Source organism: Paenibacillus sp. USDA918EY, from assembly GCF_009870825.1.
Lineage (GTDB): Bacteria > Bacillota > Bacilli > Paenibacillales > Paenibacillaceae > Paenibacillus_AQ > Paenibacillus_AQ albilobatus.
In genome coordinates, this window is sequence record NZ_WTWY01000001.1 from 870,463 (window position 1) to 895,001 (window position 24,539).

General features: G+C 51.9%; 25 protein-coding genes. 20 read left to right on the forward strand and 5 right to left on the reverse strand.

Going from position 1 to position 24,539, the window contains the following annotated elements; genetic code table 11:
• Nucleotides 1–30 precede the first annotated feature (30 nt).
• From GQY55_RS03960 to GQY55_RS04015, 12 genes are all read left to right on the forward strand, one after another.
• Complete coding sequence (locus GQY55_RS03960; RefSeq protein WP_160038286.1) at nucleotides 31–1,125, forward strand: Gfo/Idh/MocA family protein; 1,095 nt, start codon at nucleotides 31–33, stop codon at nucleotides 1,123–1,125.
• A gap of 175 nt (nucleotides 1,126–1,300) precedes the next feature.
• Nucleotides 1,301–2,302, forward strand: coding sequence for a Gfo/Idh/MocA family protein (locus GQY55_RS03965; RefSeq protein WP_160038288.1), 1,002 nt, complete (start codon nucleotides 1,301–1,303; stop codon nucleotides 2,300–2,302).
• Nucleotides 2,303–2,348: 46 nt separating this feature from the next.
• Nucleotides 2,349–3,299: a helix-turn-helix transcriptional regulator gene (locus GQY55_RS03970; protein ID WP_160038290.1), complete on the forward strand. Its 951-nt coding sequence runs from the start codon at nucleotides 2,349–2,351 to the stop codon at nucleotides 3,297–3,299.
• Between the two features lie 13 nt (nucleotides 3,300–3,312).
• Complete coding sequence (locus tag GQY55_RS03975) at nucleotides 3,313–4,401, forward strand: Gfo/Idh/MocA family protein (protein WP_160038292.1); 1,089 nt, start codon at nucleotides 3,313–3,315, stop codon at nucleotides 4,399–4,401.
• Nucleotides 4,402–4,583: 182 nt separating this feature from the next.
• Entirely contained in the window at nucleotides 4,584–5,849 is a 1,266-nt protein-coding gene (locus GQY55_RS03980; RefSeq protein ID WP_160038294.1) for an MDR family MFS transporter, read from the forward strand.
• 113 nt (nucleotides 5,850–5,962) lie between these two features.
• On the forward strand, nucleotides 5,963–6,502 hold the full coding sequence (locus tag GQY55_RS03985) for a superoxide dismutase family protein (protein ID WP_160038296.1): 540 nt from the start codon (nucleotides 5,963–5,965) through the stop codon (nucleotides 6,500–6,502).
• Nucleotides 6,503–7,093: 591 nt separating this feature from the next.
• Nucleotides 7,094–8,920, forward strand: a complete 1,827-nt coding sequence (locus tag GQY55_RS03990; protein WP_160038298.1) for an assimilatory sulfite reductase (NADPH) flavoprotein subunit — start codon at nucleotides 7,094–7,096, stop codon at nucleotides 8,918–8,920.
• Between the two features lie 59 nt (nucleotides 8,921–8,979).
• Nucleotides 8,980–10,719, forward strand: a complete 1,740-nt coding sequence (gene cysI / locus GQY55_RS03995; RefSeq protein WP_160038300.1) for an assimilatory sulfite reductase (NADPH) hemoprotein subunit — start codon at nucleotides 8,980–8,982, stop codon at nucleotides 10,717–10,719.
• 185 nt (nucleotides 10,720–10,904) lie between these two features.
• Nucleotides 10,905–11,258, forward strand: a complete 354-nt coding sequence (locus GQY55_RS04000) for a hypothetical protein (protein WP_160038302.1) — start codon at nucleotides 10,905–10,907, stop codon at nucleotides 11,256–11,258.
• A gap of 197 nt (nucleotides 11,259–11,455) precedes the next feature.
• Complete coding sequence (locus GQY55_RS04005) at nucleotides 11,456–11,950, forward strand: cation:proton antiporter regulatory subunit (protein WP_160038567.1); 495 nt, start codon at nucleotides 11,456–11,458, stop codon at nucleotides 11,948–11,950.
• A gap of 4 nt (nucleotides 11,951–11,954) precedes the next feature.
• Nucleotides 11,955–13,175 carry a cation:proton antiporter gene (locus GQY55_RS04010; RefSeq protein WP_160038304.1) on the forward strand — a complete coding sequence of 407 codons (1,221 nt, stop codon included), beginning with the start codon at nucleotides 11,955–11,957 and terminating at the stop codon, nucleotides 13,173–13,175.
• Nucleotides 13,176–13,229: 54 nt separating this feature from the next.
• On the forward strand, nucleotides 13,230–14,081 hold the full coding sequence (locus GQY55_RS04015; RefSeq protein ID WP_160038306.1) for a YitT family protein: 852 nt from the start codon (nucleotides 13,230–13,232) through the stop codon (nucleotides 14,079–14,081).
• 90 nt (nucleotides 14,082–14,171) lie between these two features.
• On the opposite strand, the gene GQY55_RS04020 is transcribed toward GQY55_RS04015, so the two are convergent.
• The 3 genes from GQY55_RS04020 to GQY55_RS04030 all read right to left on the reverse strand — a co-directional run bounded on the left by GQY55_RS04020 (nucleotide 14,172) and on the right by GQY55_RS04030 (nucleotide 16,186).
• On the reverse strand, nucleotides 14,172–14,645 hold the full coding sequence (locus tag GQY55_RS04020; RefSeq protein ID WP_160038308.1) for an SRPBCC family protein: 474 nt from the start codon (nucleotides 14,643–14,645) through the stop codon (nucleotides 14,172–14,174).
• Between the two features lie 68 nt (nucleotides 14,646–14,713).
• Nucleotides 14,714–15,505 carry a helix-turn-helix transcriptional regulator gene (locus tag GQY55_RS04025; RefSeq protein ID WP_160038310.1) on the reverse strand — a complete coding sequence of 264 codons (792 nt, stop codon included), beginning with the start codon at nucleotides 15,503–15,505 and terminating at the stop codon, nucleotides 14,714–14,716.
• A 456-nt stretch (nucleotides 15,506–15,961) separates the two neighbouring features.
• Nucleotides 15,962–16,186, reverse strand: coding sequence for a GNAT family N-acetyltransferase (locus GQY55_RS04030; protein ID WP_328803723.1), 225 nt, complete (start codon nucleotides 16,184–16,186; stop codon nucleotides 15,962–15,964).
• Nucleotides 16,187–16,513: 327 nt separating this feature from the next.
• Here GQY55_RS04030 and GQY55_RS04035 point away from each other — a divergent pair, with 327 nt between their 5' ends.
• Both GQY55_RS04035 and GQY55_RS04040 read left to right on the forward strand, forming a co-directional pair.
• The gene (locus GQY55_RS04035; protein ID WP_160038312.1) at nucleotides 16,514–16,945 is read left to right on the forward strand and encodes a hypothetical protein; all 432 of its coding nucleotides are present in this window, start codon (nucleotides 16,514–16,516) and stop codon (nucleotides 16,943–16,945) included.
• A 264-nt stretch (nucleotides 16,946–17,209) separates the two neighbouring features.
• Complete coding sequence (locus tag GQY55_RS04040; protein ID WP_160038314.1) at nucleotides 17,210–17,434, forward strand: hypothetical protein; 225 nt, start codon at nucleotides 17,210–17,212, stop codon at nucleotides 17,432–17,434.
• Between the two features lie 321 nt (nucleotides 17,435–17,755).
• Here GQY55_RS04040 and GQY55_RS04045 read toward each other — a convergent pair whose 3' ends face one another.
• Nucleotides 17,756–18,172: a VOC family protein gene (locus tag GQY55_RS04045; protein WP_160038316.1), complete on the reverse strand. Its 417-nt coding sequence runs from the start codon at nucleotides 18,170–18,172 to the stop codon at nucleotides 17,756–17,758.
• Between the two features lie 441 nt (nucleotides 18,173–18,613).
• On the opposite strand from GQY55_RS04045, the gene GQY55_RS04050 reads away from it, so the two are divergent.
• The 3 genes from GQY55_RS04050 (at nucleotide 18,614) to GQY55_RS04060 (ending at nucleotide 22,520) form a co-directional block, all read left to right on the forward strand.
• On the forward strand, nucleotides 18,614–19,429 hold the full coding sequence (locus tag GQY55_RS04050; protein ID WP_160038317.1) for a VanW family protein: 816 nt from the start codon (nucleotides 18,614–18,616) through the stop codon (nucleotides 19,427–19,429).
• A gap of 143 nt (nucleotides 19,430–19,572) precedes the next feature.
• Complete coding sequence (locus tag GQY55_RS04055; RefSeq protein WP_160038578.1) at nucleotides 19,573–19,902, forward strand: metal-sensitive transcriptional regulator; 330 nt, start codon at nucleotides 19,573–19,575, stop codon at nucleotides 19,900–19,902.
• A gap of 185 nt (nucleotides 19,903–20,087) precedes the next feature.
• Nucleotides 20,088–22,520, forward strand: a complete 2,433-nt coding sequence (locus GQY55_RS04060) for a heavy metal translocating P-type ATPase (protein WP_160038318.1) — start codon at nucleotides 20,088–20,090, stop codon at nucleotides 22,518–22,520.
• 158 nt (nucleotides 22,521–22,678) lie between these two features.
• Here the strand turns inward: GQY55_RS04060 and GQY55_RS04065 are convergent, their stop codons facing one another.
• A complete protein-coding gene (locus tag GQY55_RS04065) occupies nucleotides 22,679–22,822 on the reverse strand; it encodes a hypothetical protein (protein ID WP_236575392.1) in 144 nt (47 codons plus the stop codon).
• A 108-nt stretch (nucleotides 22,823–22,930) separates the two neighbouring features.
• On the opposite strand from GQY55_RS04065, the gene GQY55_RS04070 reads away from it, so the two are divergent.
• Genes GQY55_RS04070 through GQY55_RS04080 form a run of 3 tightly spaced genes read left to right on the forward strand, consistent with a single transcriptional unit; the run spans nucleotide 22,931 to nucleotide 24,509 of the window.
• Nucleotides 22,931–23,554: a hypothetical protein gene (locus tag GQY55_RS04070; RefSeq protein ID WP_160038320.1), complete on the forward strand. Its 624-nt coding sequence runs from the start codon at nucleotides 22,931–22,933 to the stop codon at nucleotides 23,552–23,554.
• 38 nt (nucleotides 23,555–23,592) lie between these two features.
• A complete protein-coding gene (locus GQY55_RS04075; protein ID WP_236575393.1) occupies nucleotides 23,593–24,240 on the forward strand; it encodes a nitrite reductase in 648 nt (215 codons plus the stop codon).
• Nucleotides 24,241–24,269: 29 nt separating this feature from the next.
• Nucleotides 24,270–24,509 carry a glutaredoxin family protein gene (locus GQY55_RS04080; protein ID WP_160038321.1) on the forward strand — a complete coding sequence of 80 codons (240 nt, stop codon included), beginning with the start codon at nucleotides 24,270–24,272 and terminating at the stop codon, nucleotides 24,507–24,509.
• The last annotated feature ends 30 nt before the right edge of the window (nucleotides 24,510–24,539 follow it).

The following is a 24,539-nucleotide window of genomic DNA, read 5'->3' on the forward strand; positions in this document are numbered from 1 at the left end:
ATTATGTATCCAAGGAGATGATTACAGGTTATGGCGGCTAAAGAACAAAAAACGCTGCGCGTCGGCGTGATCGGCTGCGGCGGCATCGCAAACGGCAAACATATCCCGAATTTGAACGCAAACGAAAACGTGGAGCTGGTCGCGTTTTGCGACATCATCGAAGAACGGGCGATCGAATCCGCGAAAAAAATCGGCAGGGAAGATATCGCGATCTATACGGATTACAAAGAGCTGTTAAAGGACGAAAGCATCGATGTGGTCCATGTGTGCACGCCGAACAAGTCGCACTCGTTCATTACGATCGACGCTTTGGAAGCCGGCAAACACGTCATGTGCGAAAAGCCGATGGCGAAAACTTCCGAGGAAGCGAGAGCGATGTTGGAGACGGCCAAGCGCACGGGCAAAAAGCTGACGATCGGCTATGACAACCGTTATCGTCCGGATTCGCTGCTGCTCAAAAAAATCGCCGAACGCGGCGATCTGGGCGACGTCTATTTCGCGAAGGCGCATGCCATCCGCAGACGCGCCGTGCCGACATGGGGCGTGTTCCTGAACGAAGAAGAGCAGGGCGGCGGGCCATTGATCGATATCGGGACGCATGCGCTCGATTTGACGCTGTGGCTGATGGACAACTATAAGGTGAAAAGCGTCGTCGGCAACGTGTACCACAAGCTCGGCGGCAAAAAGGACGCCGCAAATGCGTTCGGACCATGGGATCCGGAGCAGTTCACCGTCGAAGATTCGGCGTTTGGATTCATCACGATGGAGAACGGGGCGACCGTGATCCTGGAATCGAGCTGGGCGCTGAACACGCTGGACGTCGGCGAAGCCAAGGCGACGCTGTGCGGAACCGAAGCGGGCGCGGACATGCGCGACGGGCTGCGGATCAACGGCGAAGAGTTGGGCAATCTGTACACCAAGCTGCCGGAGCTGAACACGGGCGGCGTCGCCTATTTCGACGGCAAATCCGAAAGCCAGGCCGCAAGAGAATGCAGACTGTGGATCGACAGCATTTTGAACGATACCGAGCCGATGGTGAAACCGGAACAGGCGCTTGTCGTGACCGAGGTGCTGGAAGCGATCTACGAATCCGCGCGGACGGGCAAAACGGTATATTTTAAATAGGTCTATAGCAAAAGCTCACCCTTTTCAAAGAGAGAGTGGGCTTTTTGTCTTCGCGCCGCTTGGCGGCTGTCGCAATATTGAACCTGATTGTCGCAATGTTACACTGTTTTATCCATATTTCCTGTGATAGATTAATGGCAAGATGTCCTTAAATTAAACATTGGGGTGGCTTAACATGATTAAAATAGGTAAAATTAGCTATTGGCACGTACATGCATGGGATTATACGAAACAAGCCGGGGAACATCCGGATACGGAAATCGTTGCGGTATGGGATGAAAATCCGCAGCGCGGCCGGGAAGCCGCAGACAAGCAAGGCGTGGCGTTTTACGAATCGCTTGATGAAATGCTGTCACGAGACGATATCGAAGGCGTGATCGTGGACGCTCCGACGCGGATGCACCGCGAGGTGATGCTGAAGGCGGCAGCCGCGGGCAAGCATATTTTTACGGAGAAAGTGCTGGCGCCGACGCTCCATGAAGCAAACGAGATTTTGGAGGCGGTTAAGCGCCATAACGTGAAGCTGACCGTGTCGCTGCCAAGATTGAACGACGGGTATACGCTCGCGATCCGCGACATACTCGATCAGGAGCTGCTCGGAAAAATAACTTTGGTACGCGTTCGCTTGTCCCACAACGGGGCTACTGCAGGCTGGTTGCCGGACCATTTTTATAAGCCGGAAGATACCTTCGGCGGAGCGCTCATTGACCTGGGTTGCCATCCGATGTATTTAACCCGCCTGTTCCTGCAGCAGGAGCCGGTTGAAGTTAAAGCGGAATACGGCTACGTTACGGGCAAAGAAGTCGAAGACAATGCCGTTGCGTCGCTCTCCACGCCATCGGGCGCGATCGGGATCGTGGAAGCGGGCTTCGTGAACAGCTTCTCGCCGTTCTGCATCGAAATCCACGGCACGGACGGCACGCTGCTGTACGGAACGCCGGACGAAAAGCTGCTGATCCGCACCACCCGGAAGGAAGAGTACCAAAACGGCTGGGTGGAGCTTCCGGTGCCGGGGGCGCGTGAAAGCGCGTTCCAGCAGTGGGTTTCCCATATCCAAAACGATACGACAGCCGATGAAAACTTGATGTACGCCATTGAACTGACGAAGCTGATGGAAGCGGCGAATCAATCGGCGCGCGAGCATCGCGGCATCCGTATTTCCGATCTCCAGGCTTGATTTCCAGGTGCCGAAATAATACAGATGGAATCAAGGATTGTACTGCATGATGAACAACTTTCCGTACGACATGATGACGGAGCGACCGGACGCTCTGGAGCGGCTTGACCTGAAAGTATACTGGGGAAACTATGAGATTCGCGTGTTGCGTTTTCACCTCATTACGTTTCCCGCAGGGAAAATGGTATCCTTTCATAAGCACGCCGAATACGAGTTTCATTTTATCCCGCGCGGCAAAGGAATGGTGATCCTGGAACAGGAGCCGTTCCACCTGCGGGAAGGCATGTTTTATTTGACCGGTCCGGGCGTGATGCATTACCAGGAGGCCGATGCCGACGAGGCGATGGATGAGCTCTGCCTTCACGTCGATATCGTCAACCTTGCCGAAAAAGAAAAAGGTCAGGGCAGACGGATCCGCCATGCCGCCGACCCTTGGGAAATTGCCGAAGCCCAGGACTGCATGGAAAAATTGAAAGCATTGCCGCTGAAACCCGTGATGGACGTCCATCGGGCGATGCCTTATTTTCTGGAAGCCTATCAGGCTGCGCACATGAAATATGCCGGGCTTTACACCACCATTAAACACAGCGTCATACAAATTTTGCTGCGGGCGGCCAGAGCCTATGAAACGGAACCGATGGAGGCGCTGCTGCCCGCAAGGGATATGAAGGCTTACCGCTTCCAGCTCGCCATGGAGTATATCGAAGCCAATTCGGCGGGAGAGATCGTTTTGGAAGACGTGGCCGACAAGCTGCATGTCAGCAGCAGGCAGCTGCAGCGGATTATTAAGGACCTCGGCGACGGGCGTTCGTTCAGCGAAATTTTGGAGGACATCCGTTTGAAGGCCGTATGCCGCAGGCTGGCGGAAACGAAAGAACCGATCGACGTCATTGCCGGCCTCGAGGGTTTTTCAAGCGGCAGCTATTTGCATACCGTGTTCAAAAAAAGGTTCGGAATGACACCGACGGAATATCGGGTCTCACACGCAAAATTATAGGAGGATGGCTTTCGTGGGAAAGATTTTTCGGATAGGGATTATCGGAAGCGGCGGCATTGCCGGCGAGCATGTCCGCGCTTATAAACGCATCGAGGATGTGGAAATCGTCGGCGTGTCCGACATTTTGCCGGGACGGGCGGATGAATTTATCAAACGCTGGGATTTGCAGCAGGCCAAAGGTTTTGACGACCACCGGCAAATGCTGGAGATGGAGCTTGACGGAGTCAGCATCTGCACGCCGAACGTGGCGCATTATCAGACGACGATCGATTCGCTGCGCGCCGGCAAACATGTCATGCTGGAAAAGCCGATGTCGGTGACGCTCGAGCAGGCCGTCGAAATGGTGCAAGTCTCGAAGCAGACCGGCAAAATGCTGAACATCGGTTTTCAGCCGCGTTATGACCCGAATATGAGCCTGATCAAGGATCTGGTGCAAAAAGGCCAGCTTGGCAAAGTATATTATGTAGAAACCGGCGGAGGACGCCGCCGCGGCATGCCTGGAGGAACGTTTATCCGCCAAGATATCGCCGGAGCGGGGGCGATGGCCGACATCGGGTGCTATTCGCTGGATCTGGCTTTGAATACGCTGGGGTATCCTAAGCCGTTGACGGTTTCGGCATACACTTCGAATTATTTCGGCACAAACCCGAAATATCATCCGGAAGCGGCCCGTTTCGACGTGGAGGACTTCGGCGTCGCGATCGTCCGCTTCGAAAACGATCTTGTGCTGAACTTCAAAACGTCCTGGGCGATGCATATGGACACGCTCGGGGCGACGATGTTCCTCGGCACCGACGCGGGCATGAAAGTGCTCCCCGGCAGCAAGGGACCATGGGGAGGCGTTTGGGACGGCAACGTCGGCGCGGTTTCCATTTTCCACGATATCCAGGGCCATCATACGGAAAGCATCATCCCGCTGATCGATCATAAACTAAGCGTTTTCGAAGAAAAAATCAAGGACTTCGTCCGCGCGCTCCGCGAAGGAGGGCCGGCTCCGATTCCGGGCGAGCAAATTTTGCGCAATCAGGCGATTTTGGACGGAATTTTGCGTTCCTCGGAAACGAAAAGGGAAGTCGAAATCCATATTCCGGATATCGGATAATTTCCGGTGTCCGAAGCTGCAGTCCGCAGCCTGACCGTCTCAGGCTTGGCGGACTGTTTTTTTGCGCCCGTTCGGATTTTCGCGAAATTTTCTTGTCATCCTGAGAATTTGTGGTATATTTAAACTCCTTCCTTTTTTCCCAACATCTCACTCCAATTCGTTGATTCAGGAGGACAATTTCGATGCTTTGGTTCAAATGGGACCTCAACCTGAAGATCAGGCTGATCGGGGATTCCCTGTTCAATATGCTGTTTTGGATGTATTTCCCTTTCATGACGCTTTATTTCAGCGGAGCTTTCGGCAAATCCGTCGCGAGCATGCTTATGATGGTGCCGCCGCTCGTCGGGCTGTTCGCCGGGCTGTTCGGTGGTTTTTTGGCCGATCGGCTGGGCCGGCGCCCCGCGATGCTTTTGGGTTCGATCCTTCAATCCGTGATGTTCGCCATTTTTGCCTTGTCTCCCTCCCGCTGGCTCGATTATATAGCGTATATCGGGGTAGGCGTCGGAAGTTCGATTTTCACGCCGGCAAGTTCGGCGATGGTCGCGGACGTTACGCCGGAGAAGGACCGGAGAATGGTGTTTGCGACGTTCGTGACCGGCCGTAATCTCGGGGCGGTTTTCGGACCGGCGCTGGGTTCGATTTTTTTCATCAACTACCGGACGGAATTGTTGTGGACCTGCACGCTCGTTACGTTTTTGTACTTTTTGGCGATCTATTGGAAAATCCGCGAAACGCTGCCGGCCTCGGCGGGCCCCGCTCAGGAGAAGGGAAGCATGGGGTCGCTGATCATACGGCAGTTCCGCAATTACGGCCTTATTTTCAAGGATCCGCCCTTCGCCGTTTATATCATTGCGGGAATTATGGTGACCATCGCCTTTATGCAGCTGGATATGTATCTCGCGGTTTACGTCAAGGAATACGTGCCGGCGCAGCCGCTGCTTTCCTTCGGGAACTGGTCGTTTTCCTTGAACAGCACGGGGATTTTCGGATGGATGATCGGGCTTAACGGGTTGCTCTTCGTGCTCTGCGCGCTCCCGGTTACGAAACTGTTCGAGCATTGGAACGACCGGAACGTGTTTATTTTGTCCTCGGCGCTGTTTGGACTCGGGATGTTTCTCATGGGCTTTACGACAAACGTATGGCTGCTTCTCGTTTTCATTACGGTCATGACGATCGGCGAGGTTTCCCGTTCTCCCGTCACGGAAAGCTTCGTCAGCAAATACGCGCCGGCGAACGCCAGAGGTCAGTACATGGGGGCTTCCAACCTCCAATATTCCTTGGGCCGGTTTATCGCTCCGGTAACCATCTTCCTTTCGACCTGGCTGCCGCCGCTTGGAGTATTCGGATTCATCTTTTTCTGTACGCTGGCAAGCGTCGTGTTGTATATCGTGTTGTTCCGCATTCTCCCTGAGACAAAACCCGCTCAAACAGAAAATGCGGGGCTGTGATCCCGGAAACGTTCGCCGCCATTTTTTGCCGGTTCGGTGTTATCTTTTTCCTGTAAAAAGGACAACCTGTGAAAAGGTACCGAAACACATCTACAGGAGGAAGAATAGGCACAATGAAAAAACAAGCGATCTGCCTGAGCGTACTTAGCGCACTCGTATTCGGGGCTGCGCCGATGAGCCCGTCCGCATGGGCGAAATCGGAAGAAATGCAAGTCAACACAAAAATCATCGATTCCAAAGGGGCAGAAGTAGGCACGGCGGTGATCACGCAAAAAGCGGATGCGGTTCACATTCATATCGAAGCAAAAAATTTGCCCCCGGGCGAGCATGGAATCCACTTCCATGAAACCGGCAAATGCGATCCGCCGGACTTCATGAGTGCGGGAGCGCATTTCAATCCGCAAGGCAAACAGCATGGCTTCAAAAATCCGAAAGGATTCCACGCCGGCGACCTGCTTAACATCCATGTCAAGGAAGACGGAAGCGTGGTTGCCGACCTGGAGAGCAAAACGGTGACGCTGAAAAAGGACGCGCCGAACTCGCTTTTGAAATCCGGCGGCACGTCGCTCATGATCCACGAAAAAGCGGATGATTACGTCACCGACCCGTCCGGTAATTCCGGGGCGCGGATCGCCTGTTCGGTCATTCGTTAATTCACGGGAAATAAGAAGACAGCCGATCATTGGACTGTCATATGCTTGGAGGAGGGTGTCCCAAACGCCGTATCATGGCTGCCGGGCACCCTCTTTGGGCAATCTATATCGCCACGAAGGACAATGCGTCCATCACTACCCGCAGACTAGTGAAAGGCAAGTTAATCCCGGAAGTCGTTGGATAGTTCAAGGGAAAACAGGTTGTCGTCATCGGCACTAGCGTGCACAACCCGCCGCATACCGCTATAACCGCTTAAGGAGCGGCTATCTCCCGCCATTAGCGCCAAAGAGGGTGTTCAAATAGCTATGAAAATGGCTAAAAGGGCATTCTCTTTGCATTTGTACAACAAAAGAAGCCGTTTCTTAGGAAATGGAATGTTCGCGACAACCTGGCAGCCGATCTTGCGGCTGTCTTTTTTGTTTGGGATCAGGTCACAAAATGGCCGGGTCATGATCCCGTCATTTTTGGGAAAAAACAGAAAATTCTTCGTTGACCTCATGCGCGGGCTGTGATAGATTCAAGGAAGTATGATATTAAGTGGATAGACTTACTCGGAATTATTCAGCATAATGACGCGAGGTGGGATAGGGTTGGAGCTTCAAGTATCAAACAGTCCTTTTAATCAGGAGCAGACAGATCTATTGAACCGGCTGCTGCCGACGCTTACCGGAGCGCAGGCCAGCTGGCTGAGCGGTTATTTGACGGCGCTGCAGAGCACGGGAGGCATCGCGACGGCGGCACAGCCGCAGGCGGGGACGCCTGCTGCAGCGGTGTCGTCTACCGCCAGGGAAGTGACCATCCTTTTTGGTTCGCAGACAGGCAATTGCAGCGGACTAGCGAAAAAGTTATCCAAAAAGCTGACCGAACAGGGAGCCGTTGTCACGCTCTCATCCATGAGCGATTTCAAGCCGGCGAACCTGAAAAAGGTTCAAAACCTTCTGATCGTGGTCAGCACGCACGGTGAAGGAGAGCCGCCGGACAACGCGATTTCCTTCCATGAATTTTTGCTTGGCAAGCGCGCTCCGAAACTGGACGGCGTCTCGTTTTCCGTGCTTGCGCTCGGCGACACGTCGTATGAATTTTTTTGCCAGACGGGGAAAGATTTCGATCAACGCCTGGAAGAGCTTGGCGCGACCAGAATCGTCCCGCGCGTCGACTGCGACGTGGACTTCGACGAACCGGCAGCCGAGTGGATCGAAGACGTCACGCGCAAATTGGGCGAAGGAAACGCCCAGGCCGCTGCGGCAGTTTCATCCATCGGAGGGACGGCCTCAAACGAAACCGAATCGGAATTCTCGAGAACGAATCCGTTCCATGCCGAAATTCTGGAGAACCTTAATCTCAACGGACGCGGATCAGACCGCGAAACCCGGCATATGGAAATTTCGCTGGAAGGATCCGGGCTTCAATATGAACCGGGCGACAGCCTCGGCATTTATCCGGAAAACCATCCTCAGCTGGTTGATGACCTCATCGCTGCCATGGACTGGAACCCGGAGGAATCGATCACGATCAACAAACAAGGGGATTTGCTGGCATTGCGGAAAGCGCTTCTGCGCCACTACGAAATTACGGTGCTGACAAAACCGCTGATCAAACAATTTGCAGAGATCGCTGCCAGTCCGGGGCTGAAGGAACTTGTAGAACCGGGACAGGAGCAAAAGCTGAAAGAATATATTGAAGAAAGGGATCTGCTTGATCTCGTGCAGGATTTTCAGCTGAAGGGCATTCCTGCCGCTAGCTTCACGAGCGTTTTGCGCAAGCTGCCGGCGCGGCTGTATTCCATCTCCAGCAGCCCGAAGGCAACGCCGGACGAGGTGCATATCACGGTTCGGGCCGTTCAATACGAGGCGCATGGGCGCAACCGGTACGGCGTGTGCTCGACGCAGCTTGCCGACAGGCTTCAGCCCGGTGATACGTTGCCGGTGTACATTCAACATAACCCGAATTTCAAGCTGCCGGCGAATCCGGACGCGCCTGTCATTATGATCGGACCCGGCACGGGCGTAGCCCCGTTCCGCGCGTTTTTGAGCGAGCGCGAGGAAACCGGGAGCGAGGGGAAATCCTGGCTCTTTTACGGCGATCAGCATTTCGCAACGGACTTCCTTTACCAAATCGAGTGGCAGCGCTGGCTGAAGGACGGCGTGCTTACCCGGATGGACGTTGCTTTTTCGAGGGACACCGATCAAAAAGTATATGTGCAGCACCGCATGCTCGAAAAAAGCAAGGAGCTTTACGAATGGCTTCAAGAAGGGGCATACGTATACGTGTGCGGCGACGAAAAGAAAATGGCACATGACGTCCACGCCACCTTGGCGGCCATTCTGGAGCAGGAAGGCGGCCTGAGCGCGGAAGAAGCGGCGGATTATTTGCTTCGGATGCAGCAGGAGAAGCGTTATCAGCGGGACGTTTATTAAAAGGGAGCCGTATTGGCTCCTGCAAGCGAGCGTTCTAGACGAGAGGAGATGCGAGATACATGTCTGAAAACAATCTGTTGTCGAAGAACAGCGCCCCGCACAGCGACGTGGAAGATATTAAACGCCGCAGCAACTATTTGCGGGGCAGCCTGACCGAAACGTTAAAGGATCCGATCACCGGATCGATTCCCGAGGACGATAACCGCCTGATGAAGCATCATGGCAGCTATATGCAGGATGACCGGGATTTGCGCAACGAACGCCAGAAGCAAAAGCTCGAACCTGCATACCAGTTCATGCTGCGGGTGCGGGCATCGGGCGGCGTGGTCACGCCGGAGCAATGGCTCGTTTTGGACCGGATCGCCCAGCAGTATGCCAGCGGGTCGATTCGTCTAACGACGCGGCAATCGATCCAGTTTCACGGGATATTAAAATGGAATTTAAAAAACACGATCCGCGACGTCAACGAAACGCTGCTCACGACGCTGGCCGCCTGCGGCGACGTCAACCGCAACGTTATGTGCAATCCGAACCCGCACCAGTCGGACCTTCATGCCGAGGTATATGAGTGGGCTTGCCGCATCAGCCGCCACCTCGACCCGAAAACGACGGCCTATCACGAAATCTGGCTCGACGGGGAAAAGGTCGTGTCCAGCCAGAGCGAGGAAGAACAGGAGCCGATTTACGGGCGCGTGTATTTGCCGCGGAAATTCAAAATCGGCATCGCCGTTCCGCCGTCCAATGACGTGGACGTCTTTTCGCAGGACCTCGGCCTGATCGCCATCGTGGAGAACGGTCGCCTGGCAGGTTTTAACGTTGCCGTCGGCGGCGGCATGGGGATGACGCATGGCGATCCGAAAACCTACCCGCAAATTTCCAAAGTCATCGGCTTCTGCACGCCGGAGCAGGTCATCGAGGTGGCCGAAAAAACGGTCACGATCCAACGCGATTACGGCGACCGTTCCGTCCGGAAGCATGCCCGGTTCAAGTATACGATCGATGACCGGGGTATCGGCTGGTTTACGGACGAACTGACTTCACGCCTTGGCTGGAAGCTGGAGGAGGCCAGACCGTTCCGCTTCGACAGCAACGGCGACCGTTACGGCTGGGTGAAAGGAAGCGGCGGCAGCTGGCATTTCACGCTGTTCATTCAAAACGGGCGCGTTAAAGACGAGGAGGACTACCCGCTGATGACGGGCCTTCGCGAAATCGCCAAGGTGCATAGCGGCGATTTTCGGATTACGCCGAACCAAAATCTGATCATTGCAAACGTCAAAACGCAAAGCAAGAAAAAAATCGAAGCCTTGATCGAGCAGTACCGCTTGATGGACGGCGTCCGTTTTTCGGCGCTGCGCCGCAATTCCATGGCATGCGTAGCCCTTCCGACATGCGGGCTGGCCATGGCCGAATCCGAGCGTTATCTGCCGACGCTGCTTGGCAAAATCGAGGAGATCCTTTCGGAGACGGGACTTGGGGAAGAAGAGATCGTCATCCGCATGACCGGCTGCCCGAATGGATGCGCCCGTCCGGCTTTGGCCGAACTGGCGTTTATCGGCAAAGCGCCCGGCAAATACAACATGTATTTGGGAGGCGGATTTGCCGGCGACCGGTTAAACAAGCTGTACAAGGAAAACATCGGGGAAAAGGAAATCCTCGATTCGCTCCGCCCGATCCTGGCCCGTTACGCGGAGGAACGGGAACCCGGCGAGCATTTTGGCGATTTCGTGATCCGTGCGGGTTATGTGCAGGAGGTTCGGGACGGACAGGAATTCCACGAACAGAATAGCGTCACGATTTAATTGAATATGAACAAACCATTCGGCAAACCAATGACCTTGTGTTCGGGGGCATTGGTTTTTTGCCGTCTCCGTCCGGACAAGCCGCCTGAAAATTGTTGCGCTTTTTTGTTCCGGTTGTTTGAAACCGCGTCAGATTTTATGGTAAAATCGATATATATGAAATTTTCACAAGAGGGAGGGATTGGATGCAGGCACTCGGAAAAAAACTTCGTATGCTGTTGATCGTTCTGCTTGGCTGCATTCAGATGTTCACCTTTCCCGTTTCCTTTGAAGAGGAAGCATCCCCGACATATAACGGCGAAACCGAGACGGTTCATGGCCGAATCGATCCGCAAACCAAACCTGCCGTCCGCAAAAATCCTTCCTTGTTGCAAAGATTGATCCTGCTTGCATCGGCGCTGCCGGTCCTTTTCGTGATTCCGCTGCTGTTGCTGCTGCGTTTTCCTAAACCCCGTCTGCCTTTTAGTCCGATCATATTAATCCGCAAAAGATACCTTCTGCTATTACCCGTCAAATTTACCTCGAGTTACGTGGCTTAAAATGCCTTCCTTGGAACGGTTTATTTCCGCATGCCGTCAATTCGTTTATGATGTACGTTTTGCGCGTTTCTTTTGGCTGTAACCGGGCAACGGTTTTCGGCGCAAAAAAAGAACGCATCCAAGACTTTTTGCTCAGTTTTAGATTATGTGAATAATTTCTCAAATTAAATATCGAATGTTCAGGAGGCCATTTTATGATGGAAATTCGTGAATCTATTTTGCCGGGAATCGGGATGAAATATCAGATGGACACGGCCAGCGGCGACCGGATTGTGATCGTGATCCATGATGACGGAAGGCGCGAGCTGTACCATTTTTCGCAGGAGGATTACGATCAAAGCAGGCTGATGGCGACGCTTGAGGACCAGGAAGCCCGGCAGTTTGCCGCGCTGGTCGGAGGGATGGTCTACAAGCCGAAGCAGCTGGAAAGCGTGGAAATGGCTTTTGACGACCTTACGATCGAATGGTACAGAATCGAACCCCACTTCGGATGCATCGGAAAAACGATCGGCGAGCTTCATATCCGGCAAAATTCCGGCGCATCGGTTATCGCGCTCATCGACAAGAACAAAGGAAACCAGGTCAATCCCGGTCCCGACGCGATGCTCAGGGCGGATGCCACGGTCGTGGCGGTCGGGGAAAGGGAGCAGCAGAAACGGTTCAAACAAATTCTTATGAACGGAAGCGGGTGATTCGATGGAGCATTTGATCTTTGAAATCGGCTTGGCGCTCGGACTTATCGCACTTGGCGGACTGATTTCGGCGAAGCTGCGCTTCTCCGTCATTCCGTTTTATATATTGATCGGCATGGCCGTAGGTCCCCATGCGACGGAGCTGTGGCATTTTGATTTCCGGTTTATCGACAGCGCGCCGTTTATCGACTTTATGGGAAGGATCGGCGTTTTGTTCCTGCTGTTTTACTTGGGGCTCGAATTTTCCGTCGGACGATTGGTCAAATCGGGAAAATCGATCGTGGTCGGCGGTTCGATTTACATCGGCATCAATTTTACGCTGGGACTGCTGCTTGGATTTTTAGGCGGTTTTCCTGTGGCGGAGGCGCTTGTCATCGCGGGGATCACGACGATTTCGTCCAGCGCCATCGTGGCGAAAGTATTGGTTGATTTGAAAAGAACGGCCAATCCGGAAACGGAAATGATCCTTGGCATCACCATGTTTGAAGACATTTTCCTTGCCGTGTATATCTCTATCCTTTCGGGTTTCGTTTTAAGCGATTCCAACTCGCTCGGGGGCGTGCTGTTGTCCGCGCTTATATCGCTCGGATTTATGCTGGCGATTATTATTCTGGGAAGAAAAGCGGTCCCGCTCCTGAACAGGTGGCTACGAATCCGGTCGAACGAATTGTTTGGCCTGGTCATTTTCGGGGCGTTGTTCCTGATTGCCGGATTTTCCGAGACGATCCACGTCGCGGAAGCGATCGGGGCGCTGCTGGTCGGTTTGGTGCTTGCAGAAACGGAGCATGCCAAACGGATCGAGCATTTGATCATGCCGTTCCGGGATTTTTTCGGAGCCGTCTTTTTCTTCAGCTTCGGACTATCCATCGACCCGATGTCGCTTGGAGGAAACGCAATTTGGCTCGCGCTGGCGGCCGTCGTCATTACGTTTGCAGGGAATTTCAGCGCAGGGATGCTCGCCGGACGAACGGCGGATCTGTCCCCGAAAGCCTCCGCGAACATCGGACTGACCATTTTGTCGAGAGGGGAGTTTTCCATCATTCTGGCCAATTTGGGGAAGGATGGAGGGCTGATGGATATTTTGCAGCCGTTTTCGGCGATTTACGTCTTGATTTTGGCGATACTCGGTCCGATTTTGAGCAAACAATCCCCGCAAGTTTTCGCGTTTTTAAACCGTTGGTTCAAATTCAAAGACAGGCGGGTTCCGAAGGAAGAATCGCTTTAACCGGCCCCGGTGACATCTAGTCGTGACGCTTCCATATTTAAAGGAGGGAAGACGATGCGTTCGAAGGGTATCGTTCAAGCCCGTTTCGGCGGGAAAACGGCTTTGCAATCCGTCGTCGGCGGCGTTGTCGCTTCGGCCGGCCTGGAACTGTTCCTGCATCCCCACGAGCTGATCGCCGGCGGCATGACGGGTATTTCGGCACTCGTTTCTTTTCATACGGAAAAACAATTCGGCTTATTGCTGCTGTTGTTCAACCTTCCGCTGCTGCTTTTGTATTCGTTTCTGGGGCGCAAAACGGCGTTTCGTAGCGTGCTTCCGGGATTGCTTGCCTTTTCGGGCTCCGCCCTTCTGTTTGCGCCTCTGCCGGCGGTTAGCGGGGAACCGGTCATTGCGGCGCTGGCGGGCGGGTTCTGCCTCGGAATCGGAGCCGGGCTCGCGGTCAAATCGGGGGGACTCTTGGATTCGCTCGGTTTGGAACCTGGCGACCAGATTCGGCCGCGGATCATTATGTCTTCCAAGCTGAGTCCGAAACACGCGCTTGTGTTGTGCCATGCAGCCGTTTTGGTTTTGGCCGGCACGGCCATGGGCTGGGAGAGGACCTTGTATTCGGCGCTTGCCTGCATAGCAGCCTATGAAACATCGGCTTTCATGTTATGGGGCATGCGCAGAACGGTATGGGTGGCGGTTTCGCGCCCGGATGAGGTCAGGATTGAGGTAAGGAAAAAAATAAACCTGGACGGGGAACTCCTGACGGAATATGAAGGAGGAGACGCGGAAAAGCGGATTTTTTTAAGATACGCCGTGCATATTCTGGACGTTCCTCGTTTTAAAGCGGCCGTGAATCGATCGGACCCTGGGGCGGAAATGATATGGCTTCTTCCTTTTGAATTGAAGCGGAGGGCGTGAATTCCATCTTGGTTCCGTCTCCCGTTTGCGGCAAAGAACCCTGAAGATGCTTCAGGGTTCTTTGTCATTTGAAGAAAGAATATCTGCCGCCTAAATACAGCATAAATCGCCTTGACCGGACTCGACGGCGGTTTTTAAGCTGCCCAGCACCTGTTTCCACGCCTCGACGTGCCATGCTTTTGCCTGCTGCCATTCAGGCTCTTCTCCCCATCCGGAGTGGCACAGCTTGACCAAGGTGGAATCCCGGGCCGCGGGTTCCAGCAGAACCTCGACCGCCGTCAAAGCTCCGGGCATGTTCATGATGTTTGCAAACGGGTCCGGTCCTTTCCATTCGAAAACAAGCTTGCGGGGTTCCTCAAGGGTTAAAATTTTGCATTCCTTGGTGCTCATTCGTTCCTTGTTTGCCGGGTCAAAATAGAGCTCGTACCTGCCCCCCTCGAAAGGTTCGATAAAGGCTGAAGGGGCAAACCAAACCTCAACCCAGGACGGATCGGTCCATGCCTTCCATACGATCTCCTTTGATGCTTCGATATGTAATTCCTGCCTAATGGTCGCTAGTCCCATGTTCTAAGCCCCCGATTTAAATTTTTTTATGCAGAAATTATAGCGGGAAGCGTATGTAGAAAAGTCTTCTACTTTGCTTTGTTTCTTTCTTTTTTCTCGAACAGAAGCAGGGGCAAATTTACGACGATCGGCGGATCGACCGCAAGCGGCTCCCGAAGCGAAATCGTAAGTTGCAGGCTGCTGTTCTCCGTAACTTGGATCGGGTGAGGATATTTTCCGCGCAACGCATGGTTCAGTATGAAATAATCTTTCGGATTAAGGCTCCAAGGAATGCCTGCCGCCAAAGCATGATACACTCCGGGCGGGACGTCGGTGAAAGTGCAGTTCCGGTTGCGGTTCATCGCTGTTCCGGCCACGGGCCTCTGGTCCGGAATGGGGCTTGGAAAGAAACCGACGAAAACGATGCCGCGAAAAGAAGGCGGCGCTTCGATGCGGCAGCGGATTTGCTGCGTAGAAGAAGGATCGCCCGATTTTCCTTTTTCAGCTATCGGCTCCTGCAGTTCATATTGCCTGACGTAACTGGACAAGGGCTGGGCAAAAGCGCGAAACTTGCGGGGAGACATCCCGACGTTTTGCTTGAAGCGCGTGTGAAAAGAACCCGGACTACGGAATCCGATCGACAGCAAAATTTTCATAAGCAAGGAAGGATCCCGCAGCAGGGCCGATTTTCCGGCTTCCATCCGCAGGGCCGACAAGTAATGGCGCGGGGAAATCCCGGTCGCTTGTTTAAATATCCTGGAAAAATGGAAGGGGCTGTATCCGACAATGGCCGCGAGCCGTTCGGACGTAACATCTTCCTCCAAATGCTCCTTCATATACCCGATAGCCGCTTCCGCCGCCGCGATCTGTTCTTCATTCATCGCAAACACTCTCCAATCCGGCCATTGAATTGCACGACATCACATTCCTTTTATTGGTATCGTATCAAAATATAGCACCATCTTGCCAGACTTGGTTACATCGATATCTTGGGTATTATGCAAGCAAAGATGTGAAAAAACCACCAGTCCGTTCCATTAAGGCTCTACTACTCCGGCAGAATGGACAACTATGAGATTCCTTAATAGTAGTGCTGGCGCCAAATATCCATCCGAGGGATCTAGATTAAACGATGATGTAAGGACTCATGGTTCAAAAATTGATACGGCTCACCGCAATGTATCTATGCACAATGTGCATTTTGACCGTAAGATATACATTAGAATATAAAGACAAAACCACTCCTGATCCAATGGGAGTGGTTTCTTAAATAGAACTCTTTTATTACACTAACGTTTACCGCTAGCTTAATGCAAATTGGCTGCTCGTTTCATTAGTTAGTCAAGTTTAATTACCTTGTCAAAGCAATATGAAACTTTGTCATAGCCATTATGCACATAAAAAGCATGGGCGTCGGTTCGCTTAAATCCGCTACATAAAATAATACTTGATATTCCCATTTCTTTGGCATAGTTTTCAGTGTGTTTTAGTAGTTTTGTACCTATCCCACTATTCTGTAATTCCTTTTTAACCGCAAGCCCTTGAATATGTAGATAACCGATCGGAGGCCTTCACGTATCTTTATATCCATCCCTACCCCCTCTAAATAGAAATGTTCGTACAAATGATTCGACAATCGTTGCTCAATCCCAATTGTATCGTACCATATTTTACATTTTTTTCATATCGCTTCAATTTTGCTCTCGGAATCAAATCACCCTAATTCAACGTAACATATTGCAGCTTTCTTGCGTTAGGTTATTAGAAGGGGTAGCTCGATTGGCAACCTTCAATACGCTTACAGGCAATTAAACGCGGCAAAGGCAAATTGATCTGAACCTGAAAAATGTTAGTTGAATAGTTAAACCGTGCAGAAAGGGGAGGATAAAATGTCACGCCGTAATTTATATTTATATCTATTCATGGTTATGATTGTGTGCCTGTCGGTTACAATCATCTCAGGATGCAAGGGAAATAGCAACAAGGATACATTTGCTGAGGTTGGTCAAAAACTGTCAAACAGCATAAAAGAAATTGATAAACATCCCGGCATTATATTATCCGGATTCGCTGCTGACCAAAATGAGAAAATATTTAAGGTTGGAATCGAATACGACCAGAGTCAAATAAATAATGAACAATTAAAGCAAATCGTTGCTGATTATCTCAGTCATGCAGCTTCAAATTCTCCGCCTGCAAACGATTGGAAGGAAATGCTTAAACCGTTTCAGTTACGGATTGAAAAATTAGGTGACGCAAAAAAATGGCCTGTGATCGCTGAAAAAGACATCGGGACAACAGAATTAAAATGGAAAGAATGAAAATTAGAATACTGTTGATGATAAAGTGATTTCATTACGCTAACGGAGAATGATAGCTCGATGAAGACATTTAAAGGCAGCCGGGTTTCGTCGGCTGCCTTTAACTTACGGGCAGGATAACGTAACAACAAAAGCAGGTTTGGCAGTAAAAATGACGATTTACCAGTAATTTATTCACCGAAGCTGGAAAAGCAATGCCATGTATAAAATTGGTTTTACGGGGGATTTTAATTCAATCCGTATAAGAAGGAGCTGAAGTAAAATATGATCGATTCTAAAGACAACTACGGGGTATTAGGAAAAAAGCTCGAAGTTGATTCGGATGTGAACGAGGATCGTAATCGAGAGGAGCAATTGGATGACTCCTTTGAGGCCTGGTATGGGAATATCAACTACCAGTTGAAGCAAAAGCTGGATCTAACGAGCGTTCCGCAGGACAGTGTATTGGATTCAGCCGTCGTCATGGGTGAGGATCCATCCCGGGATTAAGAGCTCAATATCCATAACATTTAGGCTTGTCGCTGAAGGAAGCCCCCGTCATGTAGACATCTTTAAGCCACACAACCTCCGTTCGGTATACCACTTGGCTTTATAGAAGGAGACGAACGATAAGAGATCCAAGGAATGAACAACTTGCTAAAAAAAATTATTCAATACTCCGTGAAGTTGCAACGAGGAGAAAAGCTACTAATCGAGGTCGATGAATTAGAAATAAAATAAAGAGACCATAGCTCGTTGCTATGGTCTCTGGTCTCTTTAATTATGAAGTGGTCAGTAAATATACTAACTACGACATTCGCCTCGCTCACTTCAACTGTTCGTCAACGACCTACCGCTGAATCGTTTGATCGCTTCCTCGGTCACCGGGGTGAAGAGGTTAATCAGGTTGCCGTCGGGATCGCGAAACAGCGCAGCACGGTTCCCCCACGGCATCGTGGTTGGTTCCTTTACCCACTCGTTGACAAACGGCTTCAAGCGCTCGTATTCGGCATCGACATCGTGGACGTGGAACTCGATGATGACAGAGTGATTGTCGGCCGCTACCGCGGAACCGGCGCCAAACAGTTGCACCGTCTGGGAATGGCCGATCGCCAGGGTGCACGACGGCACAACGAATTCGGCAAAGACGGGCGCGGGGCGTTCCGCCGACACACCCATAACTTTCTCGTAAAACTGGACGAGACGATCCACGTCGTCGGTAATGATGCGTAAAGAAGCAAAATTCATGAGATCCCCTCCTTCATATAATTCATGATACAATTCGGTATCATATCATTTTGGATCAAAATACTTCGCATTTATCTTCTACTCCTTTACGATTATTTACTCCGAGTATAAAAAAACGCTGCTGACAACAGTATGTCAGTAGCGTTTTAACATTTTTTGCTTCCTCCCGAATTCCATTTCGAAATGCGGCGATACACGATATGTCTTGATTCTTATTTTTCCAGGTCTCTCCATAAAATAACAGTGACTAGTGATACGGGGATGGCATTGGTTGTCATATTAACAGTATGAGGCTACTAAGGATTAAAATGAATGCCTATTGATTAAATTGCCGGGCAGGATACCTCCAATATTTGTATAATGAAGGTAGGTGCGAGATGACTTTACTTTGAGAGATAACGCCATCAACCAGATCAGGGAGAAGACCGGGAGGCAAGAAGCATGGAATCTATTCACAAACCGATTCACAGGTCTAAATGGAGAATTCGGCTGGGAACCGCCTATTATAGGGGGAGGAGGTACCTGGAATGGTGCTTCGGCTCCGCGCATTTTGCCAAGACCAAAAGACGGGATCTGTTGCCGTTCCGCGTTGCAGCTCATCGGACACCGATGCTCAGACAGCTGAAAGACGTGGATATGTGGCTTCAGCATAACAAAGTGACCAATCTGAAAATCGCCATCCAGCGTATCAATGGAATTACGGTCATGCCCGGTGAAACCTTTTCGTATTGGAGATTGATCGGCAAACCTACCCGGCGAAAAGGGTACGTCGAAGGCATGGTTTTATTTTACGGGGGATTCAAACCGGGCGTTGGCGGGGGATTGTGCCAGCTTTCCAATTTGCTGTACTGGATCACGCTGCATACACCGCTTGAAGTGACCGAAAGGCATCGCCACAGCTACGACGTTTTCCCGGACGCAAACCGGACCCAGCCGTTTGGAAGCGGGGCGACGTGCGCTTATAACTACTTGGATCTTCGAATCAAAAATAATACGGCCGAACCTTATCAGCTGGTGCTTGGCATGGAAGACGGGGATTTGACGGGCGAGTGGAGGACGACTCAAATGACGCTTCACACCTACGAAATCTATGAAAAAGAGCATCGGATCACCCAGAACCTTTGGGGTGGTTACGAGCGGCATAACAGCATTTACCGCAAAGTGTTCAATCGCGAAGGCGAGCTTGTGCAAGACGAATTCATCACGGAAAACCGGGCTCTGATGATGTATCAGCCTTTTCTCGAATCAGGAACGTAGATCGCCGCAGCCCATTTAAGCCCATTCCGAACGATACCGACTTTATATTTGACATGAAACGTTTTGTATCCGGCACGATCCCGAGTATAATACTATTATCAGGTTAAAAGGAGGCGAGTTGCATGAATACGGTACCGGAAATGATGGATCAGAACGCCGATCAAAAAGAAGAAGCTTGCTGCGGAGACCATACCGAGCGGAAAAGCCATCATTCGGATAAGGTGAAAAACAGCCTGGTCAGTCGCTTGAACCGCATCGAAGGCCAGGTTCGCGGAATCAAGGGACTGATCGAAAAGGATACGTACTGCGATGATGTTTTGAACCAAATTGCCTCCGTGCAGTCCGCTTTGAACGGCGTGGGAAAACTGCTGCTTGAGCATCACATGAAAAGCTGCGTCGTTCAACGGATTCAGGAAGGCGATCAGGATGTGCTCACGGAGCTCATGACGACAATGAACAAATTGATCAAATAAAACGGCAAGCCGCCTCGGGGCGGCTTTTTTCATGTTTGAAAAATAGGATAGAGGGGTATTGTAAAAATGTGTTGACTAAATATAGGGTGAGGGGGTATACTAAAGTCAAGGAAGGCAAGCAACGACATCGATCAAAATTTTCAAATGGATACAATAAACGTAAGGCTCATGAAGGAGTGATTGTTTTGGAAGCAGCGCTTAAAAAACAAAAACAGAAAACCTTGCAAATTACCGGGATGACATGCGCCGCGTGTGCGAACCGGATTGAAAAAGGGTTGAACAAACTGGAAGGCGTGGATTCGGCAAACGTGAATTTTGCGCTTGAACGGGCGACCGTAACCTACGATTCGGATAAAGTGGACGAAGAAGCGATCGATGCCACGATCAAAAAGCTTGGTTACGGGACCGTCAAGGAAGTGACGCGTTTCAAGCTTGAAGGCATGACATGCGCCGCATGTGCGAACCGGATCGAAAAAGGGTTGAACAAATTGCCCGGCGTATCGAACGCTGCCGTCAATTTCGCGCTGGAGACCGCTACGGTAGAATATTCACCCGCGGAAGTTTCGGTCTCCGACATGCAGTCAAAAGTGAAACAACTCGGCTACAAAGCGATCGTCCAAAGCGATAGCGAAGAACAGTCAGACAACCGGGACCAGGCGGTCCGGAAGCAAAAACGCAAGCTGATCGTTTCGGCGATCCTGTCGCTTCCGCTGCTGTGGGCGATGGTCGCTCACTTTTCGTTCACATCATGGATTTATTTGCCCGATCTGTTCATGAACCCGTGGTTCCAGCTGGTTCTGGCGACTCCGGTACAGTTTTATATCGGTTGGCCGTTTTATGTCGGGGCATATAAAGCGCTCCGCAACGGAAGTGCAAACATGGATGTGCTGGTATCGCTGGGGACTTCGGCCGCCTACTTCTACAGTTTGTACCTGACGATCGACTGGTATGCGAAAGGCGCAAACATGCATCACGGTCCGAACATGTATTACGAAACGAGCGCAATACTGATTACGTTGGTTATTATGGGCAAGTTGTTTGAAGCGCTGGCCAAAGGCCGCACGTCGGAAGCGATCAAATCGCTGATGGGACTTCAGGCGAAAACGGCGCGGGTGATCCGCGACGGGCAGGAGCTGACGGTTCCGGTTGAGGAAGTCATCGCAGGCGATATCGTCATGGTTCGTCCGGGCGAAAAAATTCCGGTGGACGGCAACGTGCTGGAAGGCGAATCGTCGGTGGACGAATCGATGCTGACAGGCGAAAGCTTGCCGGTCGAGAAAAGAGCCGGGGACGCTGTCATCGGCGCCACCCTGAACAAAAACGGCGTTCTGCGCGTTCAAGCTACGAAAGTCGGCAAGGAGACGGCTTTGGCGCAAATCATCAAAGTCGTTGAGGAGGCACAAGGCTCCAAAGCGCCGATCCAGCGGGTCGCCGACGTTATTTCCGGCATCTTCGTACCGATCGTGGTCGGCATCGCGATCGTGGCATTCCTGGTCTGGTATTTCTTCGTGACGCCGGGCAATTTCTCCGAAGCGTTGGAAAAAGCCATCGCCATTCTGGTAATCGCTTGCCCTTGCGCGCTTGGTTTGGCTACGCCGACATCGATCATGGCCGGTTCCGGACGCGCTGCCGAGCTCGGGATCCTGTTCAAGGGCGGAGAGCATTTGGAGCAAACACATAAAATCGATGCGATCATTTTGGATAAAACGGGCACCGTTACAAAAGGCAAACCGGAATTGACCGATGTCATCGCGGAAGGCGATGAACAAGAGTTCCTTAGACTGGTCGGCGCCGCCGAGAAAAATTCGGAGCACCCGCTCGCGGAAGCGATCGTCGCCGGCGTACAGGAACGCGGCATCCGGTTACCGGACACGCAAATGTTTGCGGCCGTTCCGGGCTACGGCATCGAAGCTGAAGTCGAAGGCAAGAAACTGCTGGTCGGCACGCGAAAATTGATGGATAAACACGGCGTTGACGCCGCCCACGCCTATGAATTGATGTCCCGCCTGGAGGAATCCGGCAAAACCGCCATGCTGGCTGCGATCGACAACAAGTATGCAGGAATGGTCGCGGTGGCGGATACCATTAAAGAAACTTCCAAAGAAGCGGTACAACGCCTGAAAGACATGGGCATCGAAGTCATCATGATCACGGGCGACAACGAACGTACCGCCAAAGCCATCGCGGCGGAAGTCGGCATCGATCATGTCCGCGCCGAGGTGCTTCCGGAAGGAAAAGCTGAAGAGGTCAAAAAGCTTCAAGCCCAAGGCAAAAAAGTGGCGATGGTCGGCGATGGCATCAACGACGCCCCGGCGCTTGCGACGGCCGATATCGGCATGGCGATCGGCACGGGCACCGACGTCGCGATGGAAGCGGCGGACGTGACGCTTATGCGCGGGGACCTGTCGAGCATCCCTGACGCGATCTATATGAGCCGCAAAACGATGGGCAACATCAAGCAAAATCTGTTTTGGGCGCTGGGATACAACACGCTGGGCATTCCCGTAGCGGCACTTGGGTTGCTGGCGCCTTGGATCGCCGGCGCGGCGATGGCGCTCAGCTCGGTATCCGTCGTATTGAACGCGCTGCGCCTGCAGCGGGTAAAAATCCGCCACTGATTGGTATGGATGATCTGAGGGAAGATGGCATTGAAAAACGCCGACCGGAGGGCCGGAGGGCAGATTTAACCAGCCGGTCGGCGGTATTGATTCGAGAGCGGTTCAGCTTTTAAAAACGATCCGAAAAAAGGGAGCGATTTAATATGAGCGAACATCAATCAATGAATCATGGAAGCAACCAGCATCACCAGCATGACCATCACCAGCATGACCATCACCAACATGACCATCAACAGCACGTCCATCAACAGCATGACACTCATCAGCATGACCTTCACGGTCATGACACCCATGGGAATCATGGCCATCATCATGGCGGGCACGGACATCATCAAAACATGCCTGGCCTTTATAAGGTACGTTTCGAGTTTCCACAGGGCATACCGAACGCCAATGAAGAAACGGAGATCATGATCGTAACGACCGATCGGGCCGGCAATCCGGTGAGCCGTTTCAAAGTTACCCACGAAAAACTGATCCATCTGATCATCGTCAACCATGACCTGTCGTTTTTTAACCATATTCATCCCGAATATGAGGGCAATGGGGTTTTTAAAGTCAAAACGGTCTTCCCGGATGGAGGCAAGTATAAATTGTTCGTCGATTTCGTTACGGAAGACGATGTCGCTTCGAATTTGAGCGAATGGGTAGAGGTAAGCGGCACGCTCGCAGGTCATCATAAGCTTGAACCCGAGAGCAAGTTGGTGAAAGAAGTCGACGGCAGGGAATTTGAGCTCTCGCTCAGCACGGACCGGGCGCAAAGCGATACAGTACTGACCTATACGGTAAGGGACGCCCATTCCAAAAAAGAAATCGTCGACTTGGAGCAGTACCTGGGTGCAGCCGGTCACGTCGTCGTATTGTCGGCCGATACGAAACATTATCTTCACGTCCATCCCGTCGATGAAAGCTCGAAAGGCCCGACGGCGGCATTTGCCACATCTTTCCCGGAAAAAGGAATCTATAAAATCTGGGGGCAATTTCAGCATCGGGGGGACGTACTGACCGTGCCATTCGTAGTTGAGGCCAAATAATCAAATCCAGTCGGAAAAGGGAGAAGGAGAACAGCCATATGATGGAGGCCATAGAAACGCCGGGGAAAACGAAAATTGCCGTATCGACGCCGATTCAAGTCGGGGGAAACGTGATTACCCCTAAGCAGCTTGCAACGATTGCATCCGCAGCCGGCCGGGATGCGCATATTGAAATTACGCCGTTTAGACAGATTTACGTCGAAGTGCCGGTTGATGAAAAAGAACGGGTGACGGAAGCATTGCAGCAGGCCGGGCTGGAGGTTTTTCCCGCCGGGGCCGTCGTGAAAGGTTTGATCGCCTGCCAGTTTTGCAAAGGAGCGGAAGATGCCGGTCTCGCGACGGCTCAAGCGATCCATCAAGCGATCGCCGGGATTGCAACGCCGGTTCCGATTAAGGTTGCTTATGCCGGATGCGCGCTTGGCACGAGCGAACCGCTGCTGAAAGACATCGGCATCGTCAAAATGAAGGACACGTTCAGCATATACGTCGGCGGGGAAGCCAAAGGGATCAAGGCTGCCGCTGCCGAGCTGCTGGCGGAAGGTTTGGAGGAGGGACAGATCATCCCGGCGGTCCTCAAGATGATCGACTTCTACAAGGCCAATGCAAAAGGAAAGGAGAAATTCGGCAAATTCATCCGCCGAATGACGCTGGAAAAGATCCGCGAGGCTGCCGGACTAGCGGTTTAACGAAACCTGCCGTTAAGGAGTGAATCGAAATGAAACCATCCGTTAAAATCTATACGATTTCCACATGCAGCGACTGCCATCAGGCTAAACGATATTTTAAGGAGCACCAAATCGACTTTATCGAATACAACTGCGAAGATAATCCGGAATACGCCGAGGAAGTCCTGAGACTGACCGGCATGCAGACGGTCCCGACGATCGTGATCGACGATCAGGTGTTTGTCGGATTCGCCGACAATTTTAAAGAAATCACGGCTTTGTTGGGATAACTGCCCTCGTGCCGTTCTAATAGATGCGGC

What these genes read in the sequence shown, in the direction of transcription:
- GQY55_RS03980 (WP_160038294.1), top strand. Translation starts at nt 4,584, where the DNA reads ATGCTTTGGTTCAAATGGGACCTCAACCTGAAGATCAGGCTGATCGGG.
- GQY55_RS04025 (WP_160038310.1), bottom strand. Translation starts at nt 15,505, where the DNA reads ATGAATGAAGAACAGATCGCGGCGGCGGAAGCGGCTATCGGGTATATG.
- GQY55_RS04020 (WP_160038308.1), bottom strand. Translation starts at nt 14,645, where the DNA reads ATGGGACTAGCGACCATTAGGCAGGAATTACATATCGAAGCATCAAAG.
- GQY55_RS03970 (WP_160038290.1), top strand. Translation starts at nt 2,349, where the DNA reads ATGATGAACAACTTTCCGTACGACATGATGACGGAGCGACCGGACGCT.
- GQY55_RS04005 (WP_160038567.1), top strand. Translation starts at nt 11,456, where the DNA reads ATGGAAATTCGTGAATCTATTTTGCCGGGAATCGGGATGAAATATCAG.
- GQY55_RS04055 (WP_160038578.1), top strand. Translation starts at nt 19,573, where the DNA reads ATGGATCAGAACGCCGATCAAAAAGAAGAAGCTTGCTGCGGAGACCAT.
- GQY55_RS04040 (WP_160038314.1), top strand. Translation starts at nt 17,210, where the DNA reads ATGATCGATTCTAAAGACAACTACGGGGTATTAGGAAAAAAGCTCGAA.
- GQY55_RS04075 (WP_236575393.1), top strand. Translation starts at nt 23,593, where the DNA reads ATGATGGAGGCCATAGAAACGCCGGGGAAAACGAAAATTGCCGTATCG.
- GQY55_RS04045 (WP_160038316.1), bottom strand. Translation starts at nt 18,172, where the DNA reads ATGAATTTTGCTTCTTTACGCATCATTACCGACGACGTGGATCGTCTC.
- GQY55_RS04000 (WP_160038302.1), top strand. Translation starts at nt 10,905, where the DNA reads ATGCAGGCACTCGGAAAAAAACTTCGTATGCTGTTGATCGTTCTGCTT.
- GQY55_RS04070 (WP_160038320.1), top strand. Translation starts at nt 22,931, where the DNA reads ATGATCGTAACGACCGATCGGGCCGGCAATCCGGTGAGCCGTTTCAAA.
- GQY55_RS04080 (WP_160038321.1), top strand. Translation starts at nt 24,270, where the DNA reads ATGAAACCATCCGTTAAAATCTATACGATTTCCACATGCAGCGACTGC.
- GQY55_RS04065 (WP_236575392.1), bottom strand. Translation starts at nt 22,822, where the DNA reads ATGATTCCCATGGGTGTCATGACCGTGAAGGTCATGCTGATGAGTGTC.
- GQY55_RS03965 (WP_160038288.1), top strand. Translation starts at nt 1,301, where the DNA reads ATGATTAAAATAGGTAAAATTAGCTATTGGCACGTACATGCATGGGAT.
- GQY55_RS03960 (WP_160038286.1), top strand. Translation starts at nt 31, where the DNA reads ATGGCGGCTAAAGAACAAAAAACGCTGCGCGTCGGCGTGATCGGCTGC.
- GQY55_RS03985 (WP_160038296.1), top strand. Translation starts at nt 5,963, where the DNA reads ATGAAAAAACAAGCGATCTGCCTGAGCGTACTTAGCGCACTCGTATTC.
- GQY55_RS04035 (WP_160038312.1), top strand. Translation starts at nt 16,514, where the DNA reads ATGTCACGCCGTAATTTATATTTATATCTATTCATGGTTATGATTGTG.
- GQY55_RS04010 (WP_160038304.1), top strand. Translation starts at nt 11,955, where the DNA reads ATGGAGCATTTGATCTTTGAAATCGGCTTGGCGCTCGGACTTATCGCA.
- cysI (WP_160038300.1), top strand. Translation starts at nt 8,980, where the DNA reads ATGTCTGAAAACAATCTGTTGTCGAAGAACAGCGCCCCGCACAGCGAC.
- GQY55_RS04015 (WP_160038306.1), top strand. Translation starts at nt 13,230, where the DNA reads ATGCGTTCGAAGGGTATCGTTCAAGCCCGTTTCGGCGGGAAAACGGCT.
- GQY55_RS04050 (WP_160038317.1), top strand. Translation starts at nt 18,614, where the DNA reads ATGGAATCTATTCACAAACCGATTCACAGGTCTAAATGGAGAATTCGG.